The organism is Psychrobacter pocilloporae, from assembly GCF_029872915.1.
GTDB classification, from domain to species: Bacteria; Pseudomonadota; Gammaproteobacteria; order Pseudomonadales; family Moraxellaceae; genus Psychrobacter; species Psychrobacter pacificensis.
In genome coordinates, this window is sequence record NZ_PGFT01000001.1 from 396,286 (window position 1) to 414,688 (window position 18,403).

Sequence of the window (18,403 nt, forward strand, 5' to 3'; positions counted from 1 at the left end):
GAGATTAGACTTCTTGCATAAGTCATCGTCAGCCCTTGTAACTCCGTCAGTGGAAGTCAATGAACTGGTACTTTTGCAAGAGATCTATTAAGTCAGCTGTTTGTACCCACAAAATCAAAATCAACGTTGGGCGTTTCACCTTGTATCAATAAGCTGATGGCTTTTGCAGAGCCGCAAGCATGCGTCCAGCCTAATGTGCCATGTCCTGTATTTAGCCATAGATTGTCAAAAGTGGCTGACGTGTTATGGCTACCATGTTTGACTTGACCGCAATGCGCGCGCCCAATCAAAGGTACGTTTGACGGGGTCATGGGGCGCAGTCCTGTCCAATATTGAACCGAATTTGCGATGATGCCTTTTGGAAATAATTGCTGCACGCGGCGCGTAATGGCCTCACAGCGCGTGGCATTTAGGTCCAAATTATAACCATTAAATTCTGCGGTGCCTGCCACTCGCAATTTATCACCCAAACGTGAAGTCACCAGCTTAAACTCATCATCAATCAAGCTGACAAAGGGCGCTAAATGCGGCGCTCGTGGATTGACCGTATAGGTGGCTGAATAGCCCTTTGCTGGAAAGATAGGCACGCGAATATCCAATGGTTTTAACAGAGGAACGCTATAGCTGCCTAGCGCGATCACATGACTATCAGCTGTGAAAGTTTGTACGTTTTCGCCTTTTGGGCGAATGGTAATACTATGCACATGCGGACGCGCAGAGTGAGCGTCAGTATTAAGCGCTAAGATCTCAGTATCATATAAAAACTGTACACCCGCATCAATGCAGCGCTGTGCGAGTCTTTGCGTAAATAGGTGCGCATTACCAGATTCGTCACGGCTGGTGTAGGTTGCACCAGTGAGTTTATGCGCAATCGGATAGAGGGCAGGTTCCAAGTTGACGGCATTATTGATATCAATCACATGGCGCTCACAACCAAGCGCTTGCATGCGCTCAGTGGGTTCAATCGCCGCATCAAACTCAGCTTGGCTGGTATAAAAATGCATGATACCGCGTGTTTGCTGCTCATAATTGATACCGATATCGGCGCGTAGCTGTTGTAAGGCGTCGCGAGAATATAACCCTAAGCGTACCATTTGCACCAGATTGGCATCGGCACGATCAGCGCGGCACTCTTGCAAAAACTGCATCGCCCATTTGAGCTGATCCTTATCCGCACGCAGACGGAATAACAGCGGGGCATCCTCTTTAAACAACCATTTGAGCGCTTTCATCGGGGTGGCAGGATTGGCCCACGGCGTCGCATGAGAGACCGATATTTGACCACCATTGGCAAAGGACGTCTGCATCCCTGCCGCCGATTCGCGCTCGATCACAGTCACATCATAGCCTGCTTGACGTAGATACCATGCGGTGGTCACGCCCACCACCCCTGCTCCGAGTACCGCAATATGTGTCATGGGATTCTCTATGCTCATGTTAATCATGACGGCAGCCGTATATTAGCTTGCCACCACCGTTGCTGCGCCGCCTATTTGTTTCAGCTTGATTTTACTTTGGGCGCGCAACATCCACCTGCAGTGCGGCTGGCAAGTCCAATATATTCAAATCGCTTTCTGCCAAGTGTTCAGGACGAGCAACGATAAGGGCAATAAAGCCATTGTCATTTTCTATCGCATTCACCACTTGGATTTTATCGAGTTTGTCGCCTGCTGCGGGGAGCGCGCCTGTGCCTTTGACATAATGCAAAAACGCTTTGGGCGCTGATTTAAAATAAATACGGGCGATGACTTCTTGGCCCAAGTAGCAGCCTTTATCATAGTCCATACCGCCACGCTGATGCAGGCGCAGTTCTTGCGGCTGAAACTCACCTTGAGTCGCCGCGACAATCCAATAGTTACCAGTGGCGATACTGCACGCCATCCAATCCTGCGTGTCTTTAGCGGTATTGTGATCGTCCTTATGGCTAAAGGTTGGTTCGTCTGCTAACACACACGGATAAATCGCGATCGACTCACTGGTATCAAATTTAGAAAACGCGCCAAACTTTTTTAAATGAGCTTGTAAGCTATCTGCACAATCGCTGCTGATGACCACATCGTAGTGCTTCTCGGCTTGTTTTTTGATCCAAATGCCAAATTCAATACGGCCTTTTAGATTACAAATAGCGGCTGCCTGATAGCTAAGCCCAAGTTTGGTGACATCACAAGTCAATTGCCCTTGCAAGAATTTTTCGGCATCCTCGCCTTGAATGGTCAACTGCGAAAACTGCGGCAATGCTGAGGGGTTTGGAGACTGAGTCATTGTTATTATCCTTCTGCTTAATAATTAAAATATATAGATGAAATCGAAGCGATAAAAGTTATAGGTGCGCTTTCATATAGACGCTGTTGTTACTGACAGAACCTGTCAGAATAAATGTCAATAAGGTTAAGAAGAGTACCACAAAAAGGGTATCACAAAAACGTCACTACTAAGTGGGGCGCTTCAGTGTGGGTTAAGCATTAAATTGGGTGTAGTGCGCCATTTTCAACGGTACAAATTGGTTAAAAATGGCGAGTTACGGTACAATGTCCGCTCTACAATAAACCCAACGTCTGATGACTGCCGAGGATATGATGAGCTTACCAAATTGCCCAAAATGTGATGCTGAATATACGTATGAAGATGGTGCGTTACTGGTATGTCCGATGTGCGCTCACGAGTGGACGGCGGCTGAGACGGATGCGGCACAAGCGGAAGAGCAAGATGCCGTCATTCGTGATGCGGTTGGCAATGAGTTACAGGATGGCGATGCGGTGACCGTCATTAAAGACCTTAAGGTTAAAGGCTTTTCACTTGTCATTAAAGTTGGAACTAAAGCGAAAAGTATTCGCCTATTACCAGACGCAACCGATGGTCACGATATTGATTGTAAACTCGATGGCTATGGCCCAATGAAGCTCAAATCTTCTGTCGTCAAAAAAGCGTAAATTGTAAAAATGTCTTGAAAGATTCGATAATAAACAAATATAAGACTGACGACATTTAGAAAATACAGAACTGACAGAATATAAAACCTATAAATAGAGAATAGCTATGAGTACTAAAAACGAACAGCTTTTTGCGCAAGCCCGCAAACATATTCCAGGCGGCGTTAATTCACCCGTCCGTGCCTTTGCAGGGGTCGGCGGTACGCCAATTTTTATGCACCGCGCTGATGGCAGCAAGATTTATGACACCGAAGACAATGCCTATATTGATTATGTGGGTTCTTGGGGCCCAATGATTTTGGGTCACGCGCATCCAAAAGTCATCGACGCTGTCAAACAAGCCGCCGATGATGGTTTGAGCTTTGGGACACCAACGCCGTTTGAAACCACGGTCGCTGATAAAATCTGTGAGCTCGTGCCGAGCGTTGAGATGATTCGTATGACCAGCTCGGGGACTGAGGCGACCATGAGTGCGATTCGTTTGGCACGCGGTTATACTCAGCGTGACAAAATCGTCAAGTTCGAAGGCTGCTATCATGGCCATTCAGACAGTCTGCTTGTCAAAGCAGGCTCAGGCATGCTTGATATCGGTGAACCAACGTCTAAAGGCGTACCAGCCGATTTTGCGAAGCACACGATCACGATTCCTTATAATGATCCGCAAGCGATCAAAGACTGCTTTGAAAAATGGGGCGACGAGATTGCTTGCGTGATCTTGGAGCCGATCGCTGGCAACATGAATATGGTAATCCCAACACAAGAGTTTCATGATACGTTGCGTGCCCAGTGTACGGACAATGGCGCAGTATTGATTTTTGATGAAGTGATGACAGGATTCCGCGTGGGTCTGGGCGGTGCGCAGGCACACTTCGGTATCACGCCTGATTTGACCTGTTTTGGTAAAATCATCGGTGCAGGCCTGCCAGTTGGTGCGTTTGGCGGTAAAGAAGAAATCATGTCGTGCATCGCACCGCTTGGTGGCGTGTATCAAGCTGGTACGTTATCAGGCAACCCACTTGCGATGCGTGCCGGTATCGCGATGTTTGAAGACCTAACGGCAGAAGGTTTTTACGAAGACTTAGCTGCCAAAGTCGATCATCTGGTCGATGGTTTCCAAGCGGCGGCGGATAAGCATGGCATCAATCTGCGCACCAATAAATTGGGCGGTATGTTTGGTATGTTCTTTGTCAAAGACGCTGATACCAAAACCCCAAGTAACTTTGATGATGTGACAGAGTGCGATATGGAGATGTTCAATACCTTCTTCCACGGTATGTTAGATCGCGGTATTTACCTAGCGCCGTCTGCGTATGAAGCAGGCTTTATGTCAATCAAGCACAGCAATGAAGATATCGAGGCATCGATTACTGCTGCTGATGAGATATTTGCAGAGATAACAAAGGGTTAACCCACTCTAAATCTCTCAAATTTTAGACATTTGAAAGATAAACCAGCATTCATAATAAATTATGATGCTGGTTTTTTTGTACGTTTGTCATATTTGTGATCTTTTAGGCTTAAATTGCCACGCAGGACATCGCCATACATACGAAAATCACTAGCAAAACTTTTTAGCGGAAATTTAAGCGAGGCGGGTTTGTTTTTTTCAAAGAAAAAATGCCCGACCCAAGCGCAGGCATATCCTGCTGCGACACCTCTTGCGAGAGGCTTTACCGAGCCAGTTTTGATTGACTTTGCCAATCCTAACAAACCAAAACTGCTACCTGCAAAATGGAGACGGCGACAAGCCATGTTTTGATGCTCGTCTAAATAAAAATCATAAAACGCCTGTTTGGGTGACGCTTCAGTTTTTATCATATCCGTTCTGGTACTGTTATGGGTATTAGCGGTTTCGGTCGCATTTTTTTCGGTTGTTTGATTCATGCGGTTAGCGTCCTTGCTGGCGGGTTTATCGACTATCCATTGTCGGCAGTTTTTAGGTAAATAATTGATGGATTTCGATGTGATTTATACCGATGTAAAAGCAGTAAATAACGGTTTTTTATCACAATATTATGAGCTTTCAATGTAGCAAACCGTTATTGCTAACACAAGCGTTAGATGTAGGCTTGGTCATTAGCCTTTGATAGAGTGGTTTTACACTTTTGCTATGATTTTGCGGCGCTTGCGCGTATTTAGGATAAATGCTTTAATGGCAAAATGGCCCAGATTTGTGTGGCGGCTGCTTTTTCTATACCTATGATTTTATATCTATGTCGTACCTGATTTTGTTAAACTACACACTCTCTCTAATACGGTGACAACTTGCCTTATGCCTACTGACTATCTTACAAACCCGCCACTCGGCGATGATGAAATGATGGCAGCCATTGATATTGGTTCCAACAGTTTCCACTTAGCCATTGCCCGTCTTGATCATGGGGAAGTGCGCAAAGTAGTCTCTATGTCTGAAAAGGTACAGCTCGCTGCTGGACTGGATGAGCATAAAATCTTGAGCGAGACAGCTGCACAGCGTGGTCTGGATTGTTTGAGTCGGTTTGTGGCGCGTCTGGATTCTGTACCGCCAGAGCGTATTCGTGTGGTTGCGACCAACGCCTTGCGCCAAGCCAAAAATGCCAATGATTTTATTGCAAAAGCCAATAAGATTTTGCCCAAGCCCATTGAGATTATCGCTGGTCGCGAAGAGGCACGCTTGATTTATTTGGGCGTCTCGCATACCAATGAGAGTAGCGACAAGCGCTTGGTTATTGATATTGGTGGTGGCTCGACGGAATTTATTATCGGTCAAGAGTTTGATCCTTTATTGACTGAAAGCTTACAAATGGGCTGCGTCGCATTCACACAGAAGTACTTTGCTGATGGCCTCATTACCAAAGAGGCTTTTAACAATGCGATTTCAGGCGCGCGCAAGGAAGTACTGGCAATCAATGGTCGTTACCAAAAGACTGGTTGGAGCAGCGTGGTCGGCTCAAGTGGGACGATCAAAGCGGTGCGTAATGTCCTTGTGTCCAAAGGCTGGGCCGATGAGCAAGAACGCATTACTTATAAAGGCGTTAAAAAACTAGAGCGATTGCTGCTTAAGATTGGCAATATTGATGATATCGAGCTAGAAGGCGTCAAAGACCACCGTAAAGCGGTATTTCCGGCAGGTGTGGCAGTGTTGCGTGCGGTGATGAAGGTACTAGGCGTTGAGACCATTACCTACTCAGATGGGGCATTACGTGAAGGCGTGATGTATGACATGCTGGGGCGTTTTGCGAGCGAAGATGTGCGTGACCGCAGTGTGCTCGCGCTTATCAAGCGTTATTCAGGCGACAAAAAGCAAGCCAAGCAAGTGGTAAAAACCAGTCGTAACCTGTTCGAGCAAGTAAAAGATAAGCTTGCCCTAACAAGCGATGACTGTGACTTACTCAGACGTGCCGCGTTTTTGCATGAGATTGGCCTTGCAATCAGTCATAGCAGTTATCATAAGCACAGCGCCTATTTGCTTGAGTATTCTGATATTCCAGGGTTCTCACAAGTGGATCAAAAGCGTATGGCGCAGTTGATGCTCAACCATCGCCGTAAGCTCAAAGCCGATATGTTCGAGCAGACCTGTCAGATCGGGGGAAACCAGCTCGTTTATCTGTGCTTGCTATTGCGTCTTGCGGTACTCGCGCATCATAGCCGTAGTGATTATAAACTGCCAGAATTAGAATTAAAGGTCATCAGTGATAGCGACTGGCAAATCACGGTGGCTGATAGCAGCGAGCATTATGCGTTTTTGGTTGCTGATTTGCGCACAGAGATTGAGCAGTTTGCCAAATGGGGCGTACAGCTTAGTGTGGTAGAGGCGCAAGCAACTGAACCGTTACCATTGTCCGTATCGAGTTAAAGACTAACGTAACAAAAGCAGTGCTGTCGATAATGTCATGCTATATAAGATGTGCTACTATAGCTTCTACTCAGTTTACAACTGTACTTTCATTATCTGAACACCGATAACGATATTATTCTTAAACATAAATACATTAAGTATAATGATTAAAGGGAAGCGTCTATGAGCACTGTCTGGGATAGTGTGCAGCTTGCACGACATGCCAAGCGTCCATTATTTATGGACTATGTTAATCAGCTTTTTACTGAATTTGATGAGTTGCACGGCGATCGTGCTTTTGCCGATGACAAAGCCATTTTGGGCGGTCTGGCACGGTTCAATGATCAACCTGTAATGGTCATCGGTCAGCATCGTGGTCGCAGTACTCGTGAGCGTATCGAGCATAATTTTGGTATGGCCAACCCTGAAGGCTATCGCAAAGTGATTCGCTTGGTCAAAATGGCAGAGCGCTTCAATATTCCTGTGATGACCTTTGTCGATACTCAAGGTGCCTATCCTGGTGTTGGCGCAGAAGAGCGCGGTCAAGCGCAAGCGATTGCAGAGAGTATCGCGGTATTCTCTAGCCTAAAAGTGCCTATCATCGTGACCATTATCGGTGAAGGTGGTTCAGGTGGTGCATTGGCAATTGGCGTTGGCGACAAAGTCAACATGCTGCAAAACAGCATCTATTCGGTCATTTCTCCTGAAGGCTGTGCATCTATCTTATGGAAAACCGCTGAAAAAGCACCAGACGCTAGTGAAGCACTGAAATTAAATGCCATCAACCTTTACCAGCTAGGTTTGGTTGATGCCGTCATCGATGAAGGTGAGGGCGCACATGTGCAGCCACAACCCGTTATGGAAGCTCTAAAATCACTGATCACTGAGCAGCTCGATGAAATCAGAGATTTGGATCCTCAAGAGCGTTGTGAGCTCCGCTACGAAAAATTAAAGACGTTTAACTCAGAAGTGATGCTGCCTGCTTAATGCAAAGCATGTGTTAAGCTTTTCATATTCGAGACTGAGTCTTAATGCTAAAATAAAACGTGTCATTCAATGGCGCGTTTTTTTATGTCTATTAATTTGCTCATGAATTTATCTATCTAAAACTAAGGCTGATTATGACCAGCAGTGCCATCCTCACGCATCCTATTAGACCAATCAGTGATTTGCCGATTGATGAGACATTGGCAGATGCATTATTGGGCAGTATAAATGACTATAGGGAGCAGCTGCATGGTCGTCGGCTATGGCTGGCTTGTAGCGGTGGGCGTGATTCATTAGCGCTTGCAGCGTTATGTGTGCAGCTCTATCGGCAAGGCAGATTGCCATGTTTGCCGCAGCTGTTACATGTTGATCATGGTTTGCAAGCGCATAGTCGGCACTGGGCTAAGCACGTCGCTGATTGGGCGCAAGCACAGCAGATACCTTGTCATATCCTAAGAGCACAAGTGACAGGTCATGATGAGCAAGCCGCGCGGCAAGCCCGCTATAACGCCATGCGTGCGCATATCAACCAAGATGATGTACTGCTACTAGGACATCACGCCGACGACCAAGCCGAAACGGTACTGATGCGCTTGATCCAAGGCGCTGGGGTCAATGGTCTATCAGGTATGCAACCATGGCGAGTACAAACGCAGCATGGACGACGCCATGCATTGTGGCGACCTTGGCTCACGGTAAGGCGCGCCACGATTAGTAATTATGCCAAGCGCTTAGCGTTGCCTTATATCGATGACCCGACCAACGAGACGGGTGATAATGTCCGTAGCGGACTGCGCCGCGATATCATGCCTATACTGGCAACTTATAACCCCAATGTCATTGATAATATTGCTCGCAGTGCGCAGCTATTAGGCGATGCGCAAGCCACTGTCAATGTTCAGGCTGAGCAAGATATGCAGCAGACAGCTGATGAAAGCCTACAGCTACCAGCAGCACAGCGCATGCTCAATATCGATACATTGCAAGTATTGCCCATTTATCGCCAGCGGCAACTACTGCATCATTGGCTGGGTCAAGATGAGCCATTACCGCCTGCTAAGCAGCTGGTCGATGACGTATGGAATTTGACTCAGCGCAGCGACCATGATCACCAAACTGAGCTGTTTTGGCAAGCTCGTACGCGCTCCTATGTTGTTCGCCGCTATCGTCAGCAGCTCTATCGTCAAAGCAGTGAATGGTTGTCTTGGTTAAACGTGCCACTAATAGAGCAAGCGCAGCTTTTATCGCGTTTGGATTTGACAACAAATGACTCAGCAGACAGTGATTTTGCACTACTGACTGTTCGTCGCACTGAAGACTATATCTGGCAGTTGCAAGTGTATCCAGATGCGCTGGCAAGATTGATAGAAAGTCATATAGGCGCACTCAATGCAGTATTAAAGATAAAGCCATTAGATCGCAAACAGCGTGTGCAGACGGCATTGGCGACACGTTCACAATCAGGCAAAAAACTGTATCAAACGCTTGGTATTCCATTATGGCTGCGAGAAAGCTTGGTTGTGGTCAGTGTCGTACTCTTAGATAAAGAACACGCTAAAAATGAGATTCCTATCTTATTATTATCGCCTTTTGATAGGTGGATATTGAAAAATGACTTTTCGAGCAATACCAAAAGTCTAGGTAGTGATATCGACGATGTTTTTAAGAATGTTATAAGCGTAGTTGAGTAGATGAAACAAAACTATAGCGGCTATTATATCTTGCAATGAGGCTTTCATAAGTGTGCTGCCCATACCTTGAAGTCTTTTTGAACCGCCTTACGAATAAAAAACATATTTGACACCTCAAAATATTTTATAAAAATTATTTCTCAATCTAACAGCTAAACCATGTCATAGTCGACGTCAGTTGCGTGTTTTAACTAGGTTTAATGCGATTGTAGCTGACAGGAATTTATCAAACGGTTGTAGTGGCAGTATGCTAAACTGAGTGTCGTTTTATATATCAGTATGTTACGTTGAATACTTTTGAATTTTGTGACTAGGAGACAAGTATGTCGGTATTAGATAATAAGAAAATCAGTTTTATTGGTGGCGGAAATATGGCACAAGCGCTTATCAGCGGGCTTGTGGGCTGCGGCATCAAACCAAGTCTAATCACGGTCGCCGATCCTAGCAGCGATATCCGTGAGCAACTAGCCGCTAAAGGTCTAAACACCGTCGATCCAATGGCGGATGCCAAAGCAGCTGTGGTCGGTGCTGATATCGTGGTACTGGCAGTAAAACCACAAATGATGAAAGTGGTGGTTGGTGCTTTTGCTGAGGCATTGGACAATCAGTTGGTCATCTCGGTTGCTGCAGGTCTGTCAACTGACCTATTGTCTAGCATGCTGGGCGGCTATAGTAATATCGTGCGCGCCATGCCAAACACGCCTTCCATGATTCAGATGGGTGCAACCGGTCTCTATGGCACAGATAATATCTCAGCTGAACAAAAAGAGCTGGCAACCGCGGTGATGGAAGCCTCAGGACTGGTCATGTGGGTCGATGATGAAGAACATATGCATGCTGTGACTGCCGTGTCAGGCTCAGCGCCAGCGTATATGTTTTATTTCATCGAATCGATGGTCGATGGCGCAGTGGCATTAGGGCTTGATAAAGAACAAGCCTCAGTACTTGCCATGCAAACCATGCTTGGTGCGGCAAAAATGGCGATGAATAGTGAAGATACGCCTGCTGAGCTGCGCCGTAAAGTGACGTCTCCAAACGGTACCACTCAAGCCGCTGTTGAATCCATGCAAGCCAATGAGATTGGCCGCCAAATCGGTGAAGCCATGCAAGCGTGCTATGATCGTAGCCAAGCGCTTAGTGAAGAGATGAGTAAATAGTTATTGATTAGCAATTAAGTAAGTAACGACCCAAAAAGTAGGTCAGGCTCAACAGCTGACCTGCATTGTATGATGATTCGCATCTGATAATGACAGTTGTCATCCTAAAATCTGTCAACAATGTCCCATTGAGTAGCCCTTCATGAACAACATGTTATTTCAAGTTTTTGATCTGGTCACCACATTCGCTATGATGCTGGTGTTTATTCGTTTTATGCTGCAATTTGCAGGGATGGATGCGCGCAACCCGATGATTGCACCTGCCTATAAAGCGACCCATATCGTCGATGTGTTTGGGCGTATCTTCCCAACGGTCGGACAGGGACGTATTAGCATTGCTGCTATTGTCCTGATGTTTTTGATTCGTCTGATTGATATCTCTGGAAAAGCGGCCTTGACGCATCAAGGGATTGCGCCTGTGCCGCTATTCTTCACGGGTACGATCAGCTTGGTATTAGACTTTTTACGCATGTGTCGTTACCTAGTGATTGGGTCTATTATCGTCAGCTGGATCGTGGTGTTTACCCAATCCCAGCATCCTATTATTGGTATCATCATTCAGCTAGCAGAACCGATTTTGGCACCGTTCCGTCGTATTACGCCAAACTTAGGCATGCTTGATTTATCACCGATGATTGCTTTTTTTGTATTCTATCTGCTTGAGATCTTCATCGGCGGCTTGTCGGCAAACTTTATGCCAATGCTAGGATAATTGGTGTCTCTAAATCACAGAGAATAAATAACGCATCGCATGCCAAAAGGCGCACTATAAAATATAGAGCGCCTTTTTTATGTCTGCTATTGATGAACGTTATTACTTTATGTTGTTACTTTATAAAGACATTAAGAGTGGATAAAGCGATTGGGTATTAATTGCGCCTGAGCATCATCAGGGTGAGGGTCGTCAGCCGCGCGCAATGTCTGGTTAATCCAATTATCTGCGGATTTTACCGCATCAATCAAATCATCTTCCATGGCCAAACGCCCAGCAATAAAGCTGGCAAGCGAACATCCTGAGCCATGAAATTCACCCTCTAAGCGCGGTAAGATGCTCTTATGTACCATCTCGCCCTCTATATATAAATACTGCTCGATATCACCGCTATCAAAATCATGAGAGGTTTTTACCAACACCGCATGAACGCCTTGCGCGCATAGTTTTTTCGCACCACTGTGCAAATCCTGCTCGCCGCTCAGCGCGCGCAGTTCATGCGTATTGGGTGTGATCAAGGTGGCATAGGGTAGCAGCTGCCTAAACGCGCGCACCAGCGTTTTCTCATCGCCCAAACTGCCACCGCTATTGGCGACTAATACAGGGTCTAATACAAACGGGGTATCAGGGCTTATTATTTGCTCAGCAAACAACTGGGTTAGCATGGCGATATTGTCAGTGGTACCAAGCATACCTGACTTGATGGCTTTGACAGGTAAATCGCCAAGCACCGCAGTGGCCTGTGCTTGCACTAAGGAGGCAGCGCACGCCTCAAAGCCAAATACCTGCTGTGAGCTTTGAATCGTGACTGCCGTACAAGCAATGGCAGCATGCGCACCAGATTGACCGATGGCCTCAATGTCCGCTTGTAATCCAGCACCGCCTGAGGGATCCAGTCCAGAAAAACACAGTACGACAGGTCGCATAACCGCTCCTTTTAGGTATTTTATAATCAGTGATAAATACTATAGCCACCTAATGCCAAAAAATCTATCTCAGTCTAGTACCTATAGATTAAGTATAAAGTATCAAAACAAATGAGACTGTTCTGAATCATCAATTTAGCAATGGTATTTTTTTGCAATATGGCGTAATTTTAAGTATTAAAAGGCGAGAAAAGCATTTATATCGATAATTATGAGAAAAGCCTCATTAAATCGGCAGACAACGCTTGCAATTCGTTTTGGCTTTGTTATAATACTCGCCCACGACATAAGACGTATTGCTAGCATCAATACTGTGTTTATTTTTATAAATGTCTTGAATCGTTAGGTGAAGTGGGTGAGTGGCTGAAACCAGTTCCCTGCTAAGGAACCATACGTGTAAGCGTATCGAGGGTTCGAATCCCTCCTTCACCGCCATTTATTCAGTTATTATTAGAGTAGTAACGCAGCATATTGCGTTAAACATTCTTAATAATTAAATCAAAAAATATTTTGTTTTTAGTTAAAAAAGATGTTGACACAAGCGATATTATCTATATAATAGCCAACCTAATTTACTGAGATTGTTTTTAACAAGTCAGTAAATGATGTGCAAAATACGCGCCTGTAGCTCAGTTGGATAGAGCACTTGGCTACGAACTAAGGGGTCGGGAGTTCGAATCTCTCCAGGCGCACCATTTGCATCATCAACTAAATCAATCGCCTGTCTTATGACAATTGGCGATTTTTTTATGTCTGTCATTTTTTTAATCTATCACGGGGCTTGATGGCTTTGTACTGGTGACTTGCTGTCAATCGCTTTGCAACTATAGTCAATATGATTAGACGGCCATCTAGGATAATGTACGATAGACCAGTCATTTACGGTACAATAGCGTTATTATTCACTGCTTGCTATGAGCTCGTACCATGCCAAAAAGTTCCTCTAAACGCCCGTCAAAACCTGTCAATAAATCAAAGCCGCAACCGAGTGCTTTTGCGCAGCAAGATCCTAATGAAGCGCCCACCATTGCCAAACCCATGGTTCGTGTCGTGGCCATTCTGTATGATGGCATGTTGATTTTGGCATTGTTATTTTTGGTGGGTACGATATTGACCGTAGTTGGCACGCTGCTAACGATGGAGACGGGTACCGAGTCTTCACAGGCCCAGTCACTACCGCTTTGGTATCAAAACGCCATTATGACGCCATCATTTGTTCTGACACTGGTGGCATTCTATGGGATATTTTGGCGCCGTGGTGGTCAGACATTGGGGATGCAAACGTGGCGATTGAAAACCATCAATGACGCGGGTCAGTGGCTCACGTGGGGACAGTCGTTTAAGCGTATCTTGGCTGCTTGTCTGATGCCATTACTCTTTGGCATTATCGGTAGTCTTATTGATGGGTCACGCGCCGCCTTATTAGCCAGCGCGTTTCTTGGATTGGTATTCAACTATGTTTTTTGTCTGTTTAACCCTCGTGGTCTCGCAGTACAGGATATGCTATCCAACACCATTACCCTAAAAATGCCAAAAGTGGCACATGAAGGGTTATGGCGTGGTTTTAAAAATCGTAAGAAAAAGTCTTAGGATTATAAAATAGCCAGCAAGGCTCAAAACATACAAAAGTGAAAGTTATATATTAACGCTTTGAATCAGCCATGCAGTATAACCGACAAAGAAAAGCACCAACGTAGCGCCCGACGTACGACCGAACTGGCGCTTTTTTGTAAAGGCAAACACGCACAGTGCAACGAGTAATATCGTCAGTAGCCCCATTGCCATCACATCGCGCGATAAAATCACAGGATCAGCAGAGATAGGGGCAATCACCGTAGCTAGGCCTACGACCGCTAACGTATTAAAAACATTCGAACCAATGATATTACCTAGTGCCATATCGTGTTCGCCTTTACGCGCTGCTGACAAGCTTGATACCAGCTCAGGCAGTGATGTACCAACCGCCACAATCGTCAAGCCAATGATGAGCTCACTCATCCCCCAGAGCGTTGCCAATTCGACCGCTCCCCAAACGATCGCCCGCGAGCTAAGTACCAGCATCAGCATACCGAGCAGTAAGCTACCAAGTCCACGCGCGACGCTTGGCTCTGTCGCATCGGAATCTGCATTATCAATGTCCTCTTCATGCTCATGATAGCCTTCACGAATGCTCAATACGATCTGTAACCCCAATACCGCAATCAACAATACAAGCAATATCAGACCATCCACTTGGCTCAATATGCCATCACGTAGCTGCCAAGCGGCGATGACAGTGATTAGCAGTAGCAGCGGCAGGTCACGCTTTACGATACCTTTACGGATGATGATAGGGCTAATCAGTACGGTTGCACCCAGTACTAAAGCAATATTAATAATATTTGAGCCGTAAGCATTGCCTAAAGCCAGCTCAGGACTGCCTTCTAATGCAGCCAATACTGACACGACCATCTCAGGTGCTGATGTGCCGATGCCCAATATTAATACCCCAATTAAGAAGCTTGGCACACTAAACTTCTTTGCCAGTGCTGTTGCTCCGTCAATAAAAACATCAGCACTCCAAACCAAAATTGCTAACCCAATCAGTATTGCAATCACCGCCAACCACATCGGTATGTTTCCTTATATATGATGAAAAATATGAATTTAATAGAGAAAAATGGCATAAAAAAAGCCGAATCTTGATTTAGATTCAGCTTTCCTCATAGCATCGAGATTTTTAGTAATAATAGCAGGTAATTCAAAAATGTAACTTTGTGTTTATCTTAAATTTACCAAAACCTCACCATCCTGTCATATTAAGCAACTTGTACAGGAATGATATTTGCTGTGTCTTTAACTGTGTTGTCTTCGTTGCAATAGACCAGTTTTGGCTGATACGTCGATGCTTCAACTTCATCGAAATGCGCGTAAGCACAGATGATCACGATGTCGCCTAGGTCTGCCATGTGTGCTGCTGCACCGTTTAGCGAGATAATACCAGAGCCTGCCTCAGCACGGATAGCATAGGTACGAAAGCGCTTGCCATTGGTCACATTATAGATATCGATAGATTCGTTTTCACGTAGACCAGCTAGGTCTAGTAGATCACCATCGATACCGCATGAGCCTTCATAGTGAAGCTCAGCATGGGTAACGCGAGCACGGTGTAATTTGCATTTAAGCATATTAAGTAGCATAGGTTGCTTCCTTAGCGTAACTGATATTAAATAACTAAATCAAAAGGTTAATGGGGACAAACCTACCAAAATAAAAGGCTATTACTATAGAGGTAATATTTTATTCAGGCAATTTAAAGCCATTAATTTGTGAACGTGCTTTTTCGACCTCTCCATCTAGCAATAAGGGGAGCGCGTCAAAAGCCGCCGTCAATGCGCTGTCAATGGCGATTTGCTCATCGGGAGACGCTTTTGAGAGCACATGTCCACTGACTTTAGATTTGTGACCAGGATGGCCGATACCCACACGCAGACGATGAAAGTCATTACCGATATGCGGCGTAATATCACGCAGGCCATTGTGACCACCATGACCGCCGTCGGTTTTGAGTTTGATGCTGCCAGCTGGAATATCGAGCTCATCATGAACAATCAATAACTCGTCGTTTTTGATGCCATAAAAATTTACCATAGGCACGACTGACTGACCAGATTTATTCATAAACGTGAGCGGCATAAGTAAGCGCACATCAGAGCCATGAATGTGCCCACGTCCTGTCACCCCGTGGAATTTTTTGTCAGGGGAGAGCGTGATGTTGAATTGTTGCGCCAAGTGATGGACAAACCAAAATCCGGCATTATGACGCGTAAACATATACTGCTGACCAGGATTACCAAGACCGACAATAAGCTTTATGGCCATAAAAACACCCTGCTTAAATTTGATAAATAAGGATAAGGTTTGAAATGTTGATAGACAGTATATTCTCAAACCTTACTTACAAAAACAGCAGGAGATTTCAAATCGCCTGCTGTCTTCTTAACTAAACGAGTCTGTTACTAAGTAGCACAAAATAAAGTGCTACCTAGACATAATATATTACTCGTCGTCGTTGCTTTCTTCAGCATCAGCGCCGTCGTTTTGCTCAGTTGCTGGTACTTCATCAGCATCAACGTCGTCAGCATCTTCGTCAACTTCTTCAACCGTTGGTGGCTGCATGTTAACGATAGTGCGGTCATGGCCGTCTTCTAGCTCAAGCTCATGAATCACAACGCCTTCAGGAAGTTTGATGTCTGATAGACGGAACAAATCACCGATTTCCATACCAGATACATCTACTTCTAGATATTCAGGTAACTGTGATGGTAAGCAGATAACTTCGATATCAGATACTAGGGTAGATAGTACACCACCAGCAGCAGTACCTGGCGCTTCTTCACGACCAACAAAATGCACAGGAACGTTCATGTGGATTTTTTGACCTTTTACAACGCGCTGGAAGTCAGCATGCATTGGGAAGCCTTTAGCAGGATGACGCTGCAAGTCTTTGATAACGGCTTGATGCTCGGTACCGTCAACATTGATGGTCAAGATGTGTGAAAAGAATGCTTCAAACTCAAGTGCTTTTACTAGCTCGTTGATTTTGATAGAGATCGCTGTTGGCTGCTCACCACCACCATAGATGATAGCAGGAACTAGGTTCTGCTTACGTAGGCGGCGGCTCGCACCTTTACCTTGTAGGTCAGCAGAACGATCAGTAGCGTTTAGTTCAAAATGATTATTGCTCATGGATATAATCCTATAAAAAGAATGATGAAGTGTCTGGTCATAAAAAAGTGGATTTGCGACCAATCCACTAATACGTGATGAGAGCTAATATCTATCGTTGCGTATAAATGACACAACTATCGATGTTAGCCATTTGCTTATAATAATGATTTTTATGGTAATAACTACCACAATAGCCATTCTTATTTAGCATGATCAGCACTTTTAATAATGCCAACCTGATTGAATAAAACAAACGGTCAGCACAGGCGCGCATTATACGGGATTTTGTAGTAATAATAAAGACCTACGCAAAGTACGTACATAAAAATAGCGCCAAGTACTGATACTTGACGCTATTATTTTTATTACTAAATTTTTATTGTCACTATAATACTATTAAAATTTATAGCAATGACTCTCTAGCATTAGGCATCAAACATCGCACTAATAGATTCTTCATTATTAATGCGGCGTAAGCTCTCAGCCAGCATCGGTGCAATGCTTACCTGACGGATTTTGCTACACGCTTTTGCTTCAGCAGATAATGGAATCGTATCGGTCACGACGACTTCGTCTAGCGCAGATTCGCTGATGTTTTTGAGTGCATTACCCGATAGGACAGGGTGAGTGATGTATGCTAAAACGCGGCGTGCCCCATTCTCTTTTAGTGCTTCAGCGGCTTTACATAGCGTACCTGCGGTATCGACCATATCATCAACGATGACGCAATCACGGTCACGGACATCACCGATGATGTGCATGACTTGTGACTCATTGGCACGGGCACGGCGCTTGTCGATAATCGCCATGTCGGTATCGCCTAATTGCTTGGCCATCGCACGGGCACGAACCACACCGCCTACATCAGGTGAAACCACCATGATATTGTCATAATCTTGTTTTTGTAGGTCGTTTAGCAATACTGGCGTACCGTAGATGTTGTCTACAGGAATGTCAAAGAAACCCTGAATCTGATCTGAGTGCAAATCAACCGTCATTACGCGATCAATACTAACGATGTTCAGCATGTCAGCGACGACTTTTGCTGAGATAGGTACACGCGCTGAGCGCGGGCGACGATCCTGACGCGCATAACCAAAATATGGCATCACTGCTGTGATACGGCCCGCACTAGAGCGACGCAAAGCGTCAGCCATCATCATGATTTCCATCAAATTGTCGTTGGTCGGTGCACAAGTCGGCTGCATGATAAACACGTCTTTACCGCGCACGTGCTCTTTGATTTCCACGGCAATTTCGCCATCAGAAAAACGCGTGATGTCAGCTTTACCAAGAGGAATGTGTAGGTGGTCGGCGACGGTTTTCGCAAGTTCTGGATGGGCGTTGCCCGTAAAAATTGCCAAATAAGGCATGACTGAAGTCCTATTTATTGACTCAAGCAGCGACCACTAAGCAGTGTCTAACTGCCCAAATAAAGAAAAGAGTGGTGAAAGTAATTATAGACTACTAAGA

17 protein-coding genes and 2 tRNA genes are annotated in these 18,403 nt (G+C 45.2%); 10 read left to right on the top strand and 9 right to left on the bottom strand.

What is annotated here, in order from left to right; genetic code table 11:
- Positions 1–92 precede the first annotated feature (92 nt).
- Together CUR83_RS01750 and ygfZ are read right to left on the bottom strand one after the other, a co-directional pair.
- Positions 93–1,418 carry a D-amino acid dehydrogenase gene (locus CUR83_RS01750; protein WP_284718934.1) on the bottom strand — a complete coding sequence of 442 codons (1,326 nt, stop codon included), beginning with the start codon at positions 1,416–1,418 and terminating at the stop codon, positions 93–95.
- A gap of 91 nt (positions 1,419–1,509) precedes the next feature.
- On the bottom strand, positions 1,510–2,262 hold the full coding sequence (gene ygfZ / locus CUR83_RS01755) for a CAF17-like 4Fe-4S cluster assembly/insertion protein YgfZ (RefSeq protein WP_093067241.1): 753 nt from the start codon (positions 2,260–2,262) through the stop codon (positions 1,510–1,512).
- Positions 2,263–2,576: 314 nt separating this feature from the next.
- Here ygfZ and CUR83_RS01760 point away from each other — a divergent pair, with 314 nt between their 5' ends.
- Positions 2,577–2,930 (top strand): zinc ribbon domain-containing protein YjdM, encoded by a 354-nt coding sequence (locus CUR83_RS01760; RefSeq protein WP_093067244.1) that lies wholly within the window; start codon positions 2,577–2,579, stop codon positions 2,928–2,930.
- 106 nt (positions 2,931–3,036) lie between these two features.
- A complete protein-coding gene (hemL, locus tag CUR83_RS01765; protein WP_093067249.1) occupies positions 3,037–4,338 on the top strand; it encodes a glutamate-1-semialdehyde 2,1-aminomutase in 1,302 nt (433 codons plus the stop codon).
- A gap of 59 nt (positions 4,339–4,397) precedes the next feature.
- Here hemL and CUR83_RS01770 read toward each other — a convergent pair whose 3' ends face one another.
- Positions 4,398–4,748, bottom strand: a complete 351-nt coding sequence (locus CUR83_RS01770) for an Mpo1-like protein (RefSeq protein WP_212564567.1) — start codon at positions 4,746–4,748, stop codon at positions 4,398–4,400.
- A 454-nt stretch (positions 4,749–5,202) separates the two neighbouring features.
- Between CUR83_RS01770 and ppx the strand changes: the two genes are divergently transcribed.
- From ppx to CUR83_RS01795, 5 genes are all read left to right on the top strand, one after another.
- Positions 5,203–6,765, top strand: coding sequence for an exopolyphosphatase (ppx, locus tag CUR83_RS01775; RefSeq protein WP_093067257.1), 1,563 nt, complete (start codon positions 5,203–5,205; stop codon positions 6,763–6,765).
- 165 nt (positions 6,766–6,930) lie between these two features.
- On the top strand, positions 6,931–7,734 hold the full coding sequence (locus CUR83_RS01780) for an acetyl-CoA carboxylase carboxyltransferase subunit alpha (RefSeq protein ID WP_284718935.1): 804 nt from the start codon (positions 6,931–6,933) through the stop codon (positions 7,732–7,734).
- A gap of 134 nt (positions 7,735–7,868) precedes the next feature.
- A complete protein-coding gene (gene tilS, locus CUR83_RS01785; RefSeq protein WP_093067263.1) occupies positions 7,869–9,425 on the top strand; it encodes a tRNA lysidine(34) synthetase TilS in 1,557 nt (518 codons plus the stop codon).
- A 323-nt stretch (positions 9,426–9,748) separates the two neighbouring features.
- The gene (proC, locus tag CUR83_RS01790; RefSeq protein WP_186475248.1) at positions 9,749–10,582 is read left to right on the top strand and encodes a pyrroline-5-carboxylate reductase; all 834 of its coding nucleotides are present in this window, start codon (positions 9,749–9,751) and stop codon (positions 10,580–10,582) included.
- A gap of 151 nt (positions 10,583–10,733) precedes the next feature.
- Positions 10,734–11,294 carry a YggT family protein gene (locus CUR83_RS01795; RefSeq protein WP_284718936.1) on the top strand — a complete coding sequence of 187 codons (561 nt, stop codon included), beginning with the start codon at positions 10,734–10,736 and terminating at the stop codon, positions 11,292–11,294.
- 131 nt (positions 11,295–11,425) lie between these two features.
- On the opposite strand, the gene CUR83_RS01800 is transcribed toward CUR83_RS01795, so the two are convergent.
- Complete coding sequence (locus tag CUR83_RS01800) at positions 11,426–12,220, bottom strand: hydroxymethylpyrimidine/phosphomethylpyrimidine kinase (protein WP_284718937.1); 795 nt, start codon at positions 12,218–12,220, stop codon at positions 11,426–11,428.
- 345 nt (positions 12,221–12,565) lie between these two features.
- On the opposite strand from CUR83_RS01800, the gene CUR83_RS01805 reads away from it, so the two are divergent.
- From CUR83_RS01805 to CUR83_RS01815, 3 genes are all read left to right on the top strand, one after another.
- A tRNA-Ser gene (locus CUR83_RS01805) sits at positions 12,566–12,655 on the top strand.
- A 183-nt stretch (positions 12,656–12,838) separates the two neighbouring features.
- Positions 12,839–12,915, top strand: a tRNA-Arg gene (locus CUR83_RS01810).
- Between the two features lie 232 nt (positions 12,916–13,147).
- Complete coding sequence (locus CUR83_RS01815) at positions 13,148–13,810, top strand: RDD family protein (RefSeq protein WP_284718938.1); 663 nt, start codon at positions 13,148–13,150, stop codon at positions 13,808–13,810.
- Between the two features lie 45 nt (positions 13,811–13,855).
- Here the strand turns inward: CUR83_RS01815 and CUR83_RS01820 are convergent, their stop codons facing one another.
- The 5 genes from CUR83_RS01820 to CUR83_RS01840 all read right to left on the bottom strand — a co-directional run bounded on the left by CUR83_RS01820 (position 13,856) and on the right by CUR83_RS01840 (position 18,303).
- Positions 13,856–14,830, bottom strand: a complete 975-nt coding sequence (locus CUR83_RS01820) for a calcium/sodium antiporter (protein WP_284718939.1) — start codon at positions 14,828–14,830, stop codon at positions 13,856–13,858.
- 188 nt (positions 14,831–15,018) lie between these two features.
- Positions 15,019–15,399, bottom strand: a complete 381-nt coding sequence (panD, locus tag CUR83_RS01825; protein ID WP_010196068.1) for an aspartate 1-decarboxylase — start codon at positions 15,397–15,399, stop codon at positions 15,019–15,021.
- Positions 15,400–15,499: 100 nt separating this feature from the next.
- Positions 15,500–16,081 (bottom strand): aminoacyl-tRNA hydrolase, encoded by a 582-nt coding sequence (gene pth, locus CUR83_RS01830; RefSeq protein ID WP_284718940.1) that lies wholly within the window; start codon positions 16,079–16,081, stop codon positions 15,500–15,502.
- Between the two features lie 177 nt (positions 16,082–16,258).
- Positions 16,259–16,948 (bottom strand): 50S ribosomal protein L25/general stress protein Ctc, encoded by a 690-nt coding sequence (locus CUR83_RS01835; protein ID WP_071002496.1) that lies wholly within the window; start codon positions 16,946–16,948, stop codon positions 16,259–16,261.
- 407 nt (positions 16,949–17,355) lie between these two features.
- Entirely contained in the window at positions 17,356–18,303 is a 948-nt protein-coding gene (locus CUR83_RS01840; RefSeq protein ID WP_057758042.1) for a ribose-phosphate pyrophosphokinase, read from the bottom strand.
- Positions 18,304–18,403 lie beyond the last annotated feature (100 nt).